Genomic DNA, 14,882 nt, shown 5'->3' with positions numbered 1-14,882 from the left:
TAAGAAAACAGAGCGGCGGGCGTTTGATATGGGGATATCGATTTGTCGGATGATCTGCGCCGGGACACGCTTTTCGTTGCGCTTACGCGACCGCAGATGTTTGCCGGTGTCACCTACACGTTTTTTATTATCAACGCGGTCATTGCGGTCGAGCTGTTCCTGATTTTCCGCACCTGGTGGGTGCTGCTTATCGCGCTTGCGCTGCACGGCGTTGGCATGCTGGCCTGCCTGCACGAGCCGCGCATCTTCGATCTATGGCTGACCCGGGTGCGAAATTGCCCGAGGATCAAGAACTTCGCGATCTGGAAATGCAACTCTTACCGCCCCTGACCCGCGATCCGAAGGCGATCGCTCGGGAGGCTCCGGCGGGAGCGCACTTGCCCTATGCGCGGCACATCGACGATGTGACAATCGAGACCCGTGATGGTTTGCTGATGCAGACCATTCGGCTGAGCGGCCTGCTGTTCGAGACTGCCGACAGTGACGAGCTGAATTACCGCAGCGGCCTGCGCGATGCGATGTTGCGGACGCTTGGCAGTTCACGATTTGCGGTCTATCACCATGTCGTCAGGCGGCGTGCGGAGGCTTCGCTGCAACCGGTAACTGCCGATGATTTTTCCGCGCGGCTCGATGAGCAATGGCAGGCTAAGCTCTCTGGCAAGCAGCTTTACGTCAACGAGCTATTTCTCACGATCGTGCGCCGCCCATTGCAGGGCAAAATCGGATTTGTCGATCGGATGCGCAGCTGGTTTCTGCGCAGTTCGAACCGCAACGCCACTTTGATGGCGGCGGAGAAGCACGCGCTTGATCGAGCCCGCGATGCGGTGATGGCTGCGCTCTCGGCATACGACCCGCGCGTTCTGAGCGTCTATGAGACCAAGGACGGTCCTCGATCCGAGCCACTCGAGTTTCTATCCTGCCTGTTCAACGCCGATATGCGCCCGGTTGCTCTGCCACACGGTGATCTCGGTCATTTCATCCCGGCGCGCCGGATCAGCTTCGGGCAGGACTGCGTGGAGCTTGCACCAACTGGCGATCTCCCTCGGCGGTTTGTGGCGATGCTGTCGATCAAGGATTACCCGGGCACCACATTCCCAGGCATGTTCGACGAGCTTTATCGCCTGCCGTTTGAGCTGCATGTGTCGCAGAGTTTCGCGATGGTCGAGCGGGCGCAAGCGCTGAGCCAGATGAACCTCGCGCTGCGTCGTATGCGTTCCGCCGAAGACGAGGCATTGTCACTGCGTGAAGAGCTTACGGCGGCAAAAGACGAGGTAGCCGCTGGCCGTGCAGGCTTTGGCGAGCACCATTCGACCATTGCAGTGCATGCGGAGAATTTGGACGCTCTTGAAGACCATGTGGCCGAAGTCATCGCTTTGCTGGCTGACCTGGGCATCAACGCAGTGCGCGAAGATATCGCTTTGGAGCCGACTTACTGGGCACAGTTTCCGGGCAATTTCCGCTACATCGGACGGCGCGGAATGGTCTCGACCACCAACTTTGCCGGCCTTGCCAGCTTGCACAATTTCCCGGTTGGGCGCGCGAAGAACAATCATTGGGGCGATGCGGTTACGCTGTTCGAGACGACAGCGGCTGGCCCGTATTTCTTCAATTTCCACCAACAGGACCTTGGCAATTTCACCGTCATCGGGCCGTCCGGCTCGGGCAAGACAGTGCTCCTCAATTTCCTGCTCGCACAAGCCCGCCGTTTCCGCCCGCGCACGATCTTCTTCGACAAGGATCGCGGGGCGGAGCTGTTTATCCGCGCGATTGGAGGGCAGTATGATCGCCTTTGCCCAGGCACTCCCTCGGGCCTCAATCCGCTGCAGCTCGAGGACACAGCTGAGAACCGCCAATTCCTGATCGAGTGGCTCACTCTGCTAGCTGGAGGTGCGTCCAGCGCAGAAGCCGACCAGATCCGCGATGCGATCGACACGAGCTTCAAGCAGCCCGTTGAGCGACGGCGGCTGCGGTATCTGGTGGAATTGTTTCGCGGCGGCGACCGCCCTCGCGCAGACGACCTATCGGCGCGACTGCGGCCATGGTGGGGCGAAGGTGAGCGCGCGTGGTTATTCGACAATGAGCGCGACCTGACGGATCTTTCCGCCGAAACCGTCGGGTTCGATATGACCGCTATCCTCGACGATCCGACTGCGCGCACTCCGGCCATGTTCTATTTCTTCCACCGCGTCGAACAACGGCTCGATGGCACTCCGGCGGTGATCATGATCGACGAAGGCTGGAAAGCGCTGGACGACGACGTGTTCGTGCGCCGGATCAAGGATTGGGAGAAAACGATCCGGAAGCGCAACGGCGTGGTCGGCTTCGCCACCCAAAGCGCGCAGGACGCGCTCGAAAGCAAGATTGCCAGCGCCATTATCGAACAGGCTGCGACACAGATATTCATGATCAATCCCAAGGCGCGCGCCGAGGACTACATCAACGGCTTCGGCCTCAGCCGCCACGAATTTGATCTCGTCCGCACCTTGCCGGATACCTCGCATTGTTTCCTGATCAAGCATGGCCGCGACAGTGTTGTCGCGCGGCTCGACCTGTCTGGTGAGCAAGAGCTGCTCACGATCCTGTCAGGCCGCGAGAGCACTGTCCGGCTATTCGACAGCCTCGTCGACAAGACGGGAACTGACCCGGCGAACTGGCTGCATCTGCTGATCGAGAAAGCTGCCTAATGTCCTGTCCGCAGATCATCACTGGTGACCAGTTTCTCACGCGCACGCTCGCGCATATCGATTGCCAGGCGGAGCTCATCGGCAGCTATGGCTACGCCGCGCTCGGCCAGCCGGGCTCGGTTGCCGCGTCCATGGTGATGGGATTGCTCACCTTGTTCATTGCGATGTTCGGCATCCGTATGCTGTTTGGCCCGCCGCCGGGCGCGCGCGATGTTGTCTACGATGTGCTCAAGATCGGCATTGTGCTGACTCTCGCTTTTTCGTGGCCTGCCTTTCGCACAGTCATTTATGACGTGACGCTGAAGGGCCCCGCAGAGATTGCCAGCGTGATTCAGACCTCAAGTCAGTCCGGCGCATCAGGCGACCTTGTCGACCGCTTGCAGTCGGCGGACAATCGGATCGTTCGGTTGATCGAGACGGGCACTGGCAGACAGACGGGTCAGTTCATCAACCCCAACGAGCCAAGCAACACTTTCGCCGGCACCGCCCTGCAGGACGACAACGCGTTCGGCACCGCGCGTTTGCTGTTCTTGTCCAGCATCATCGGAACTCTCGCGCTGCTCAGAATTGGTGCAGGCTTGCTGCTCGCGCTCGCTCCGATTGTTGCCGGGCTGTATTTCTTCAAACAATCGCGCGGAATTTTCGCCGGGTGGCTGAAGGGTCTGGTGCTGACAATCGCCGGGTCAATCGGGGCAACCATTGTCCTGTCGGTGCAGCTTGCCATCATCGAACCCTGGCTCGCGGATGCGCTGCGCGTTCGGGCGTTTGGCTATGCAGCGCCCTCGACCCCAATCGAACTGTTCGCAATCATGCTCGCCTTCGCCGCCGTGCACTTTGCCATGATCTGGTTCCTTGCCAAAGTCGTGTTCCATCGCGGGTGGCTCACTATTCCCGACTTTCCTGCGTGGAATCGGACCGAGACAAACCCGCAACCGATGGTATTGGCACCGGCTGGCGCATCGCAGCCGCAGATCGTCCGTGCCGAGCAGGTCAGCAACACAATCGAACGCTCGATCCGGCGCGAAGCCACCTCTTCCAGCGAGCGCTTGATCACGAACTCCAATACGAGCACCAATGAGACGCGAGAGACTGTGGTGGTCGAGCGCGGTCCCGAGCGGCTTGGAACTTCTTATCGCCGACCAAGCCCCCGCACATCGCGGGCAGCACAAAGGCGGGACACGACATAATGACCGCACAACCTGAATATGATCTCGCAGACCTTCCTGTTTCAGACAGTTGGGCGACAAGCGTTACCGACGATCTCGAACGATCGAACCGCCGCGCATGGACCGTGGCGATTATCGCTGCAATTATCGCATTGCTCGAGGCGGTCGCGCTCGTCTTCCTGATCCCGCTTAAGGAAGTGGAACCCTATACCCTGCTGGTCGACCGGCATACCGGAAATGTCGAAGCTCTCGCTCCGTTAGACGCACAGGCAGTCGCGCCCGACACCGCGCTGACCCGCTCGTTCCTCGTTCAATATGTCATCGCCCGTGAGAGCTTCACGGCTGATGGCTTGCAGGATGATTACCGCAGAGTGTCGCTCTGGTCGGACAATATCGTTGAGCAGCAATATGCCCGCGCAATGGAGGCGACAAACCCCGCCAGTCCGCTCGCATACTTGCCGCGCGGTGGAACCATCAGAACAGAGGTCAAAAGTGTCTCCACGCTTTCGGAAGGGCGCGCCATGGTCCGGTTTGCGACCACGCGCACCGATGCCGGCGCGAGCGCACAACAGGCACAGCACTGGGTCGCAGTGATTGGTTATGCCTTCACCGGAGCCGAGATGAGCGAAGCCGATCGCTACATCAATCCGCTAGGGTTTCAGGTCACAAGCTACCGGCGCGATGCCGAAACGCTGCCTGAGGCCGGAATCGTCAATGGCGTGGAGCAACCCCGCCGACTGGAGCGCGAGCCATGATCCGCCTCACCCCGGCATTGCTGCTGGCGTTTGCAGCGCCCGCCGCAGCCCAGATTGTGCCGACGCCGAGCGCTGAAAGTCCGCGGATCCAGTCGGTCGTATGGAAGGCTGGTGAAACCATTGCGCTCACCGCCCTGCCCGAAACTGCACTCACCGTGATGCTCGAACCAAGCGAGACGATCCAGCGAGCCGTGCTGAACGGCAACCAGCTTTGGAACATCACGATTTCGCCGGAAGACAACAGCCTGCAGGTCAAACCGATGGTCAATGCGGCCCCGGCCACGCTGAATGTCGAAACCACCACTCGGCAATACCAGTTTTCTCTGGAGGCCGGGCAAAGCCTGATGGCGGCCTATCTGGTTCGGCTTGAGTTCGCAGGCTCGCAATCTTCACCGCCTTCCACTCCCGCTGCCACCGAAACAATTGCCGACCTGAACTGGTCATACCGGCTTCGCGGTGACAAATCGGTGCGCCCGCTATCGATCCGCGACAATGGCGAGAAGACCGTGATCGAATACGCTCCAGACCAATCGCTCCCAGCGGTCTTCGCCATTGGCGCGACTGGCGATGAAGAAGTGGTCGATGGCTATATGCGCGGCGGGCAGTTCGTGATCGACCGCGTGCATCAGCGTTTGGTGTTTCGCATCGACAAGGAAAAGGCGACTGCACGCCGAAACAGCAGGCAGGATGGTGACACATGAGTGAAAGCGCCGCCTCAGCTCCGATCCCCGAAGACGTCAGACCCGTCATTGCGACCGGATCTGCGAGCAACTGGGGAATGTGGGCCTTCATCGCGGTTCTGCTGATAGGCGGGGTTGTCCTGTTCAACGCGCTAAGCGCCTCCCGCGAAGCTGCGCAGACGCCCTCGATCCTGCAGCCTTCGAGCGAACCGGGGAACAGAATTGCATCCCCCGTTCCGATTGGCGTGCCCGATCGCTTTGCCGGTCGCGGTCCACTTGAACCAGCCGCGCCCACCGAACCGCCCGCGCCGCGCTCAGCTCCGACAATAAGCGACATCCCGCCGCCGGTTGCACCGCGTTTTCTCCCACCTCTTCCGCCGCCGCCCCTGCCAGAGCCACCGCGACCTCTGCCTACCCCCGAGCCATCACGCGTGGTTTTTGACAATACATCCAATCCCGAGATCGAGGCGCTCCTCGCGAACGCTGGCAATCAAGGTGCCAACCGCGTCACAGCGGGCCGCCTACGCAACCCATCGCTCACCATCCCTCAGGGCACCGTCATCCCGGCGGTGCTGGAAACCGCTTTGGATTCGACCCGTGCTGGCGGCGTTCGAGCCCTCGTGCAGCGGGACGTGGCGGGCTTCGACGGAACCCGCATTCTCATCCCGCGCGGAAGTCGCCTATACGGCGAGTACGAAGCTGACCTTCGCCCCGGCCAGAAGCGTGCGCTGGTACAATGGACACGGCTGATCCGGCCCGATGGTGTCACAATTGCGCTCGACTCGCCTTCTTCTGATCCCCTCGGCCGCGCCGGTATTCGCGGCAAGGTCGACAGCAAGTTTTTGCAGCGCTTTGGCGGCGCGTTGCTGCAATCGATCCTCGACATCGGGGTTGGCCTTGCGGTGAACGAAGCGAGCAATGGTGTTATCGTGGCTCTGCCCGGCAGCACCCAAAACGTTCAGGTCACCGACCAGCAGCGCATTCAGCCGACGCTTAAAGTAAAGCATGGCGCCAGCGTATCGGTTTTCGTTTCGCGTGACCTCGATTTCTCGACGGTCGAACAATGAGCGTCACCGATGCAGGCTACTACCTGGATAGTTTTCTCGCGCCGCTTGCCCCGGTGCTCGAACGTGACGACGTCACAGACATCTGGATAAACCGCCCGGGCGAAGTCTGGATCGAGAGTATTGGCGGCGGGATCGAACGCGCCGATGAACCGAGCCTCGATGAGAAGCTGCTCGGGAGGCTGGCACGGCAGATCGCAGCGCATTCTTCGCAAGGTGTCAGCCGCGTGCAGCCATTGCTCGCCGCAACTCTCCCCGATGGCTCGCGCGTTCAGATCGCCGCGCCCCCGGCGACGCGCGGAGGCCATGTCTTTTCAATCCGGCGTCATGTTTCAGCCGACCTGTCGCTGTCTGATTGGGAAGATGCAGACGCATTCGACGAGGTAGCGGCAGACGCATCCGACCTCACTGTGGAGCGCCAGTTTCGCCCAGTTCTGGGCCGCGAGGCCGCAGCGCTCCTGCGAAAGGCCGTGCGTGAGCGCCGCAACATCCTCGTATCCGGCGGCACATCGACCGGAAAGACGACCTTTCTCAACTCGCTCCTTGCCGAGATACCCGCAGAAGAACGCCTGATCCTGATTGAGGACACGGCTGAACTTCAACTGCAACACGAGAACGCCGTCGGCCTGATCGCGGCACGCGGAGAATTGAGCGAAGCGGAAGTATCCGCCGAGGATTTGCTGATCGCTGCCCTTCGCATGCGGCCCGACCGGATTATTCTAGGCGAGCTGCGCGGGGTTGAGGCCTTCACCTTTCTGCGCGCGGTCAACACCGGCCACCCAGGTTCAATGACGACAGTCCATGCCGACACACCGCAGCGAGCGATCGAGCAACTGGCCTTGCTGGTGCTGCAGGCCGGGTCGAAGCTGGGCCGCGACGATGTGCGGCACTATGTCCGTGAAAGCGTCGACGTGTTCGTGCAGCTAGAACGCCGCGCAGGCAAACGCCGCGTGAGCCAAATTCTGGTGGCGGAGTAGCGCACATCACGCAGCCTAGTTTACCTGCTCATTCCCGGCATAGGGATCAAACGGATTGCCGCGTGGGTTGGGTGGAGGAGACGGCGGTTCTGTCAATTCGCGTTCCGCCCTCACCTGCTCTGCAGAAACGTGGACGGGCGGCGCTGAACGCGGCACAAGATCGACCAGCGACTGCGCGACATAAGTCGAACCAATCAGGACAAATCCGCCGATCACCACATAGGCTCCTTCGCGGATCGAGCTTCGTCCGGAAAGCAAGCGGAACCCAACAAAAGCCACAGCAAGCGTGAGAAAGCCTGTCACAAGCGGACCAGTCACCACCCCAACAAACCAATCGACAGAGGATGCAATCGAAGTCACTGATCTGCTCCCCTCATTGTTCGTTGCAGAACAATCTCTTCGCTCAGGCCGAAATCAATAGACCCGTTCGATGTAGACGGCAAAGCCGTCCATCGTCCCGCCGGTCGCATAGATGCGGAAAGCATTGTAATCGCGCGCCTCGACGACCCCATTTATGTGCCCCCCGACAACTCTCGGGCGGTTCGTCGTACCGGTATCCACACCGAACAGTGTGCCCGTCAGCGCCACTTGTTCCGTCGATGGAACATTCATTCCCGCTACGGTGAAGGACACGATAGTGTTGCGATCAACAGCCATCGTTCGTCCGGTGGTAAGGTCGATCGCACTGGCCGAGCCTGCCGTGTAGGATTTGTAGTAACCGGCGGCATCAAAAAATGTCTGGCCGTTTTCGTCGGATAGCCGAAAATTGATCCGCGTGCTGGCGTCGGTGGTACCTTTGACCAACACCCGATAGGCATAGCCGTCATCAGAATCGAGCTTCACATCGATGAAATTGTCGCCCGGCGTAACGACAGTATACTTGGTCGCAAGAGCACCGCCTCCCCCGCCGCCGCCTCCAAGTGCCCCGCTATCAGCAAAAGTCACGCGGCCCTTGTCGTCCACGGTGATCGTCGCATTGGTGTATGTGCCGGGAACAACGCCGGTCGCACTTAGTGCAGTCGCGGTGCTTCCCGAGGTGGTAACATCTCCGGTCAGATTGCCGCTGGTGATCCCCGTCGCGCTGTCGAAAACCGCGATCTCACCGGCAGTGGGCGTGCCTTCATGTGTGACGGCATTGTCCTTCGTTTCGTCAACGCATGCGGCGACCGCGTTGAAATTGTCCATCACTTCCGTCGCATCGGCGACCTGCCCATTGGCTATCGTGTTGGGGACAGTGCATTGCTGGGCCGCCGTCGGGCTGCTGACTATCAAAACCCCAAGAAAAACCGCCACGCCACTATACTTGAGCATTGCAAACCCCTGAAATTCGAATTGATAGGATTCGAATTTTTACTTGATCAGAAACCCAACTCAAGCAGCAATTTGCGGCGATTGGCGATTTTTCTACTTTGTGATTTTGGAGAAACTCAGTTCACGCCAAATTACGCACGCGTGAATGGAGTTGTCAGCACGAGCGGGGCTTAGCCGGGGATATGGTCGCTGCCGCCGAATGAGGAGCTGTCGTTCGCAGCGGGCGGCTCGGCCCAGATGAACTCGGTTCGGACGTCTCTTGCAGAGGAGCCGTACTCCGCAACCACCCTGCCCCAGGCGTCATAGACGAAGTGCCGTGTGCCTGTCTGTTTATCGACCCTCGCCCGGTCGCCGAGACCGTTATGGGTATAGGTCCGCAACCAGATCTACTCTTCGAGCATCTTCTTCAATGACTCCACGGGTCGATCATACCTCTGCCCAGCATGTATCAGTGCAAGGAGCGACGCACGTTTGAATATGTTGTGTAGCTCTTCCAGCGATGCACCAAGCATTTCATGAACATCGACTTCGATAGCCAAAGGCAGGTCGCCAAACTTCCTGTTGATCGCCATGTAGTGGGGCTTTTCCTCATTCTTGAGGCCATAGCGTATCATGAGCGTAACCCATGAGAATGGCGCATCCAGAAGATAGCCAGATTCTTCCATTATTGGCTCAATCTGATCTGTCACCAATTGCATCGCATCCAAGTCATATTTTGGGACTCTTGCCATCGTTAGAGACACGCCTCCAAGTCCAAGCTTCCCATCATGCGGCGGCGTTGCGGGTTTGCTCATCGATTTGTTTTATTGCCGGGCAGAGTTTTTTCACCGTACATTCTTCGGTACCTTTCAATCAATTTGGTTTCATATTCGCGCGCGTCTCTCTTATTTTGAAATGTGCGTCTGATCTGAGAGCGATACCTTTGGTTCGTTTTGCGTCCAAGCCTTCGAACTTGTTGCTCTGCACGGCGCGACAAACCATCCCGAAGCCGCCTCCCCATTGAGCTCTGCCCGATCTTATGAATGCCGTTGGGGCCACGGATCGCATAGACATGCGTCTCTCCGATGTAGTTGAGTGAATTCTTGTGAATCGGCCCCGGTACCGACCCGGATTTATCTCGCCAAATTTCGCGGAACGCACGACGACTTCCCATGCGCGGGACCAATCCAGCCAACCCACTGCCTGCTAGCGCCCACTCACCAACTTCCCACCAATTGACGCAATCGAATCTGCCACCATTGTTGTATAGCTGCCAAGCAAGATTAGAGCCCGCACCGAGTGCAGCACCACCAGCCTGTCGCCAAAGCAACCCATCAGGATCGATCCCGTTCACCGGATCCGCATTCGCATAAACATACGGGTTAACGTCGCCCGCGAGCCCGATAGGATCCGCCTGAATGTACCGGCCCGTGACTGGGTCATAATCCCGGTTGCGGTTGTAGTAGAGGTCGCTCAGCACCTGGCTCTGGCCCGGGAAGCCGGGGCGCAGGAAGTCGTTCCCGGGGTCTACAACAGAGCCCTGTGCGTCCGTCGTCACAATCGGTACGCCCAAATGGTTGCCGTGGACCCAGTAGAGCTCCAGCTGAGCCTGTGCGTTGGGTGCTACCAGCGCCAGCGGGGCGTAGCCGGCGATATGGTCGCCGCCGCCGAAGGGTGAGTTGTCGTTTGCAGCAGGCGGCTCCGTCCAGATGAACTCGGCTCGGACATCGCTTGCAGATGTGCCGTACTCTGCCACCACCCTGCCCCATGCGTCGTAGACGAAGTGCCGCGTGCCTGTCGGCTTATCGACCCGCACCCGGTCACCGAGGCCGTTATAGGTGTAGTTCTGCGCACCGATATTGCTGCGGTCGTAGCTCTCCAGCCGGCCGTGCCCGTCATAGGTCGCGGCGACCGTCACGCCGCCGGGGCGTGTCTCTGACACGGTGTTGCCGCGCCCGTCATAAGCAATGGTGCGCGTGCCGCTGTCGTCGGTGAAGCTCGCAAGCTGGCTGGTGCCGGGCGTGTAGCTGTAGCTTTCCGAGGATTGCGCCTGCGTGTCGGACACCGCCATCGTCAGGCGGCCCATTTCGTCATAGCCGTAGATCACCGAGCTCGCCGGGTTCACATAGTCGGCGATGGCTCCGATGCGCCCGACGGGATCGCGGCGATAGGCGAGGTGCGAGAGAGCCGCACCGCCGCTGGTCGGGGTGAGCCTGCGCGATGCCAGCCTACCATCCGTCCCCCAATCGTTCACCGCCGTCAGTCCGTTACCCAGCGCTATACTTTTGGTCGGCCCGAACGCCTCGTACTGGTGCCCGCTGGCGACGGTGACATAGGGGCTGCTGGAGTTCTCGCGGGTGCGAACTCGCTCGACCCGGCCCCATGCGTCGTAATCGTAAAGGACCCAACGGCCCGATGGGTAGATGATCCGCGTGATCCGGTCGGCAGTGTCGTAGGAGTAGCTCAGGCGTTTGAACGCTCCGCCGATCGACTGCTCCTTTATCGTCACATTGCCGCGATGATCATAGGCAAAGCGAGTGCGGCCCGAGCTATCGGTAACCCGGCCCAACCTGCCGATAGTGTAGGAACCGCCCATCCCGCCGCTGTCCCACTGGTATTCACTCATTTCCGATGCGGGACGACCGAGGGGCTGCATGCGTGTGATCCGGCCCAGGATATCGCGGGTATAGTCCACCACCTGCCCGCGCCCGTCGGTCGATTGGACCATCCGGCCTGCTGCATCATAGACATAGGTGCTGGTGCCGCGATCGGGCGAAGTTTCCTGGACAACCTCGCCAAAGCCATTGTGGACGAACTGCGTTGTGACTGAGATCGGATCGGTGAAGGTGAGCGGATTGTCCTGCGCGTCGTAGCTTGAGGCGATGGTGCCGCCATCGGGTGCGACAGTAGACACCACGCGGTCGAGCGCATCGAATGAGGCTGTTGCGGCAAAGCCATTGGGATCGGCGGCACTGACGACATTGCTGACCCTGTCATATCCCCACTGCGAGGGGGAACGCGTTCCGAGCGTTTCGCGCATCAACCGCCCAAGCTCGTCGAACTGGCGGCGAACCATGCGCGCGGTCGATCCATCGGTGCGAGTGACGGTCTCGCGCTCGACATTGCCAGCCGCGTCATAGGTGTAATCCCAGCGTTCCCCGCCTGCGCCGAGCATGGCGGTCAACCGATTGACCGTGTCGTACTCCATCACCAGCGGAGCGGTGCCGGGCAGCGTCAATTGGGTGAGATTGCCAACCGCGTCGTAGCTCATCGCCGTGGTCGCATTCAGCGACGCGTTGTTTGGATGCTCGATAGTGATCGTCTCGACCCGGCCCAATGGATCGTAGGCGAAGGTTGTGACGATGCCGTTGGGGTCGGTCATCGTGCCCGGACGGCCATTGGCGTCATAGCTGCCATAAGTGGTCACATGGCCCAACGCGTTGGTTGCGGTCAGCAGATTGCCGCTGGCATCGTAGGTGTAATTGCTCAGGTCATCTTGCGCGCCATTGGCAGCAAGCGGCCCGTTCTCGGATAGCAACCGGCCATTGGCATCCCACGCATAGGTGTAGGTGCGCGCCTGACCGTTCGTCGCATAGGGAAGCGCATGAGTCGTTGTGTCCGTCATCGTTACCGATGTCAGGCGACCTTGCGTATCGTAACTGCGTGTCTCGGTAAGGCCGGGTGTGACAATAATCTCCGGCACATTGAAGTCGGCGTGCCACGTGATCGTTGTCGTGCGCGCATCCGGCGTACCGCTCGCCTCGGTAACGCTGATCGGACGACCACGCGCATCGCGCGTGGTCGTGATCAGGCGACCTTCGGCGTCGGTGGTGCTGGAGATGTAGGTGTTGGAACCGTAAGAGATCGCTGCGGATGCTGCTTGCGTATTGGCGGTAGCGTCACTGTCGACATTTGTAAGCCGATAGTCCCGCTGGCTTGCTGAGAATTGCGAGAACCGATAGGTTTCCCGCTTGTCGTACTCATTGGTGACTTCGCGCGTTCGATCAGACCCTGCAGTATCGTAGACAAAGGTATTGCGCTCTGCACCATCAGCTCTTTCGCTGGAGATAACTCTGCCCGCAGTGTCGTATTCATACGTGCCGACCCGCTCTCCGCGATGGTCGACAATACCCGTCACATTCCTCGTAAACCGGTCATGCTCGTGGAGGTAGGTGACCGAGTCGAGTACATCATCATTCGCCGCGCGGCGCTCGACTGTTTTCAGGCGCCGGAGTTCCGGGAGTAATGCGGGTACAACCGAGAATGCGTTTACCGGCTTGCTGCCACCACCCCAAGTTCGGTTCCATTTTGACGACGAGAAAACCGCGCCGATGCCCTCTAGGGTCACCTTCTCATAATCGTAGACCAGCGAAGTCCCGTCAGGGAGGTCGATTGAACTGACTCTGACTGGTGTGGGTTCACTCCCCGCGGGAACGGGATCTATGGTTGTGACCTTGTGCGTGTCCCACTCAAATGTCGCGGTCCGGCCAAGGCTGTCGGTCATTGAAGCAAGTCTGCTATCCTCACCAAAAGCGAAGGACTGCGCGTAGCCGCTACGGGTCTTCATCATCACCGGCCAGCCAAACAGATAGTTGCCCCCTTTCGCCCCTGTCCGGGTTTCAATTGTCCATACGGTGTCGTTGCGGTCAGTCAGTTTCCATGTGCTTGGAAAGTCGCGAACTGTGCTGAGATCGCTCGGCCATGCGCCGACGAACTCAAGTTTCAGATTGTTGGAAACCGTCCCACTGCCAGCACCGGGGTACTCAGCCCAACTTCCGTCCGCTTGAAGCTGGAACCCATAACCAGTTCCATCCGGCATAAGGATCGCCACCGTTGCATTTGGTTCGGATGGTGATCCAGTGAATATTCCAAATTGCAATTCGTAGCTGAAACCGAAATTCCAATATCCATCCAGTCCCCGAGGCAGCGCACGTGGAAGGACGCGCTGCTGAATTGGCCTACCGACTTGGAAACTGCGGTATTGTCGCTCAATCCGGAATAGCCCATCCGCCGACGCGTAATCGACAGAACTCAGCCGTTTGGCGCCGGTTGCCACAACAACTGGGTTGCGAGTCTTGGGGTTGGCCCGTCCACTGTCATTGTCGCAGGGGTCGTCACAAGGCCGTTCAAACGCAGATCCCCGCCTGCAGAAGCCATCAGCCGTAGCCAGATAGTCTTCCGGGCAGGCGATCTGCACATAAGAGGGAATTCTGTAACCACACTTCGGGCCACCACCCGTTTCTTCAGGGCATAGATATTGCCAGCGTGTCCATTCGCAGTGGACGAAACGCAGATCATCCGAGCGCCGCTTGATCCCCATGAATCGGGAATAGCCATTGTCCATCCCTTCATCTTCCCATTGCGCTACGCACGCCGCAGATGGGGTCCCGAATACTCCGCTAGGGCCAGCTGGCGAAATCCAGCCGATCGGCTCAGTGTCTTCCTGCGCGTGCACCTGAGATCCGAAAAGCAGCGCGAAACAAACGAACAGGAGTTTTATACTGCGCATTCTGACCCTCGAGGAATTTCTGCGTTGATCAAAACAACCCGGCCTCACGACCCCCAGGTGGTGCACCCATAGGTTGCAGAGCCCCAGAATGCGGGGCCGGTGCTTACATTCGCGGTGGAACTGGAAATGCGATTGCCGTTTTGATCGTAGGTGTACTGGAAACAACCGCTCGTCGCTGGCACTGAAAGTAGGAGGTTACCGACAAACGCGGGGGCCAACAATGCGAGGCTGTGCGCCTGCGCGGGAACAGAAATGCAACCAAAAGCGCATGTGAGTAACAGCGCGGTGCAACGCTTAAACCGTTTACTGCTGTCCGATTGTCCAATACTTCGACGACGTCCACAGACTGGCATACCCCTAACCCCTCTTCATTTCCCGTACCGAAAATTGATCGAAGAAAGCAGCGCGGGTCAAGAAGAATGGAATGGGAATAAAGATCGGTTTTGCACGAACTCAAGGATTCCTGCGGCGAATTCAGACACGCCTATAGAAAAAATTAAGGGCCGAGGATCTGGTTCATGATGCGATCCGCAATCACACCTAAGAGAATCGGTCACATTCGATCTACGATTATAGGAATGCGGTTTGCGCCCTTGAAGTGATAGCTCTTGCTGAGCACAGAAGGAGATTAGCCGCCGAAATCGATGAACGTGCGGTAGGTGCCCGCTTGAGGGTTCCCAGCATCGTCTCTGGCTGGTTCGAAGCGCGTATAGCGTGTCATCCCCTCGCATGCCGCCTCCCGATGGTAGCGACCTCT

At 59.3% G+C, this 14,882-nt stretch carries 12 protein-coding genes; 7 read left to right on the top strand and 5 right to left on the bottom strand.

Going from position 1 to position 14,882, the window contains the following annotated elements:
* The first annotated feature begins 96 nt into the window (after positions 1–96).
* From Q0837_RS04835 to virB11, 7 genes are read left to right on the top strand one after another with little or no spacing between them, the layout of a single operon-like run.
* Positions 97–330 (top strand): VirB3 family type IV secretion system protein, encoded by a 234-nt coding sequence (locus Q0837_RS04835; protein WP_298469781.1) that lies wholly within the window; start codon positions 97–99, stop codon positions 328–330.
* Complete coding sequence (locus Q0837_RS04830) at positions 309–2,684, top strand: VirB4 family type IV secretion/conjugal transfer ATPase (protein ID WP_298465986.1); 2,376 nt, start codon at positions 309–311, stop codon at positions 2,682–2,684. Before Q0837_RS04835 ends, Q0837_RS04830 begins: the two co-directional genes overlap by 22 nt.
* Positions 2,684–3,871 carry a type IV secretion system protein gene (locus tag Q0837_RS04825; RefSeq protein ID WP_298465984.1) on the top strand — a complete coding sequence of 396 codons (1,188 nt, stop codon included), beginning with the start codon at positions 2,684–2,686 and terminating at the stop codon, positions 3,869–3,871. The genes Q0837_RS04830 and Q0837_RS04825 overlap by 1 nt, the downstream gene beginning before the upstream one ends.
* A complete protein-coding gene (locus Q0837_RS04820; RefSeq protein ID WP_298465982.1) occupies positions 3,871–4,605 on the top strand; it encodes a VirB8/TrbF family protein in 735 nt (244 codons plus the stop codon). Before Q0837_RS04825 ends, Q0837_RS04820 begins: the two co-directional genes overlap by 1 nt.
* Positions 4,602–5,306, top strand: coding sequence for a TrbG/VirB9 family P-type conjugative transfer protein (locus Q0837_RS04815; protein WP_298465980.1), 705 nt, complete (start codon positions 4,602–4,604; stop codon positions 5,304–5,306). The genes Q0837_RS04820 and Q0837_RS04815 overlap by 4 nt, the downstream gene beginning before the upstream one ends.
* A complete protein-coding gene (locus tag Q0837_RS04810; RefSeq protein WP_298465978.1) occupies positions 5,303–6,352 on the top strand; it encodes a TrbI/VirB10 family protein in 1,050 nt (349 codons plus the stop codon). The genes Q0837_RS04815 and Q0837_RS04810 overlap by 4 nt, the downstream gene beginning before the upstream one ends.
* A complete protein-coding gene (gene virB11, locus Q0837_RS04805) occupies positions 6,349–7,326 on the top strand; it encodes a P-type DNA transfer ATPase VirB11 (RefSeq protein ID WP_298465975.1) in 978 nt (325 codons plus the stop codon). The genes Q0837_RS04810 and virB11 overlap by 4 nt, the downstream gene beginning before the upstream one ends.
* A gap of 15 nt (positions 7,327–7,341) precedes the next feature.
* On the opposite strand, the gene Q0837_RS04800 is transcribed toward virB11, so the two are convergent.
* The 5 genes from Q0837_RS04800 to Q0837_RS04780 all read right to left on the bottom strand — a co-directional run bounded on the left by Q0837_RS04800 (position 7,342) and on the right by Q0837_RS04780 (position 14,125).
* Positions 7,342–7,686, bottom strand: a complete 345-nt coding sequence (locus Q0837_RS04800; protein ID WP_298465972.1) for a TrbC/VirB2 family protein — start codon at positions 7,684–7,686, stop codon at positions 7,342–7,344.
* A gap of 54 nt (positions 7,687–7,740) precedes the next feature.
* A complete protein-coding gene (locus Q0837_RS04795; protein WP_298465969.1) occupies positions 7,741–8,637 on the bottom strand; it encodes a hypothetical protein in 897 nt (298 codons plus the stop codon).
* Between the two features lie 170 nt (positions 8,638–8,807).
* Complete coding sequence (locus Q0837_RS04790) at positions 8,808–9,017, bottom strand: hypothetical protein (RefSeq protein ID WP_298465966.1); 210 nt, start codon at positions 9,015–9,017, stop codon at positions 8,808–8,810.
* 6 nt (positions 9,018–9,023) lie between these two features.
* The gene (locus Q0837_RS04785; protein ID WP_298465963.1) at positions 9,024–9,431 is read right to left on the bottom strand and encodes an Imm39 family immunity protein; all 408 of its coding nucleotides are present in this window, start codon (positions 9,429–9,431) and stop codon (positions 9,024–9,026) included.
* Positions 9,428–14,125, bottom strand: a complete 4,698-nt coding sequence (locus tag Q0837_RS04780) for an RHS repeat-associated core domain-containing protein (RefSeq protein ID WP_298465960.1) — start codon at positions 14,123–14,125, stop codon at positions 9,428–9,430. Before Q0837_RS04780 ends, Q0837_RS04785 begins: the two co-directional genes overlap by 4 nt.
* Positions 14,126–14,882 lie beyond the last annotated feature (757 nt).

The sequence above is a fragment of the uncultured Erythrobacter sp. genome (assembly GCF_947499705.1).
In the GTDB taxonomy this organism is placed as follows: domain Bacteria; phylum Pseudomonadota; class Alphaproteobacteria; order Sphingomonadales; family Sphingomonadaceae; genus Erythrobacter.
Note: the sequence above shows the minus strand (reverse complement) of the source record. Positions and strands in the feature narration are given on the sequence as shown.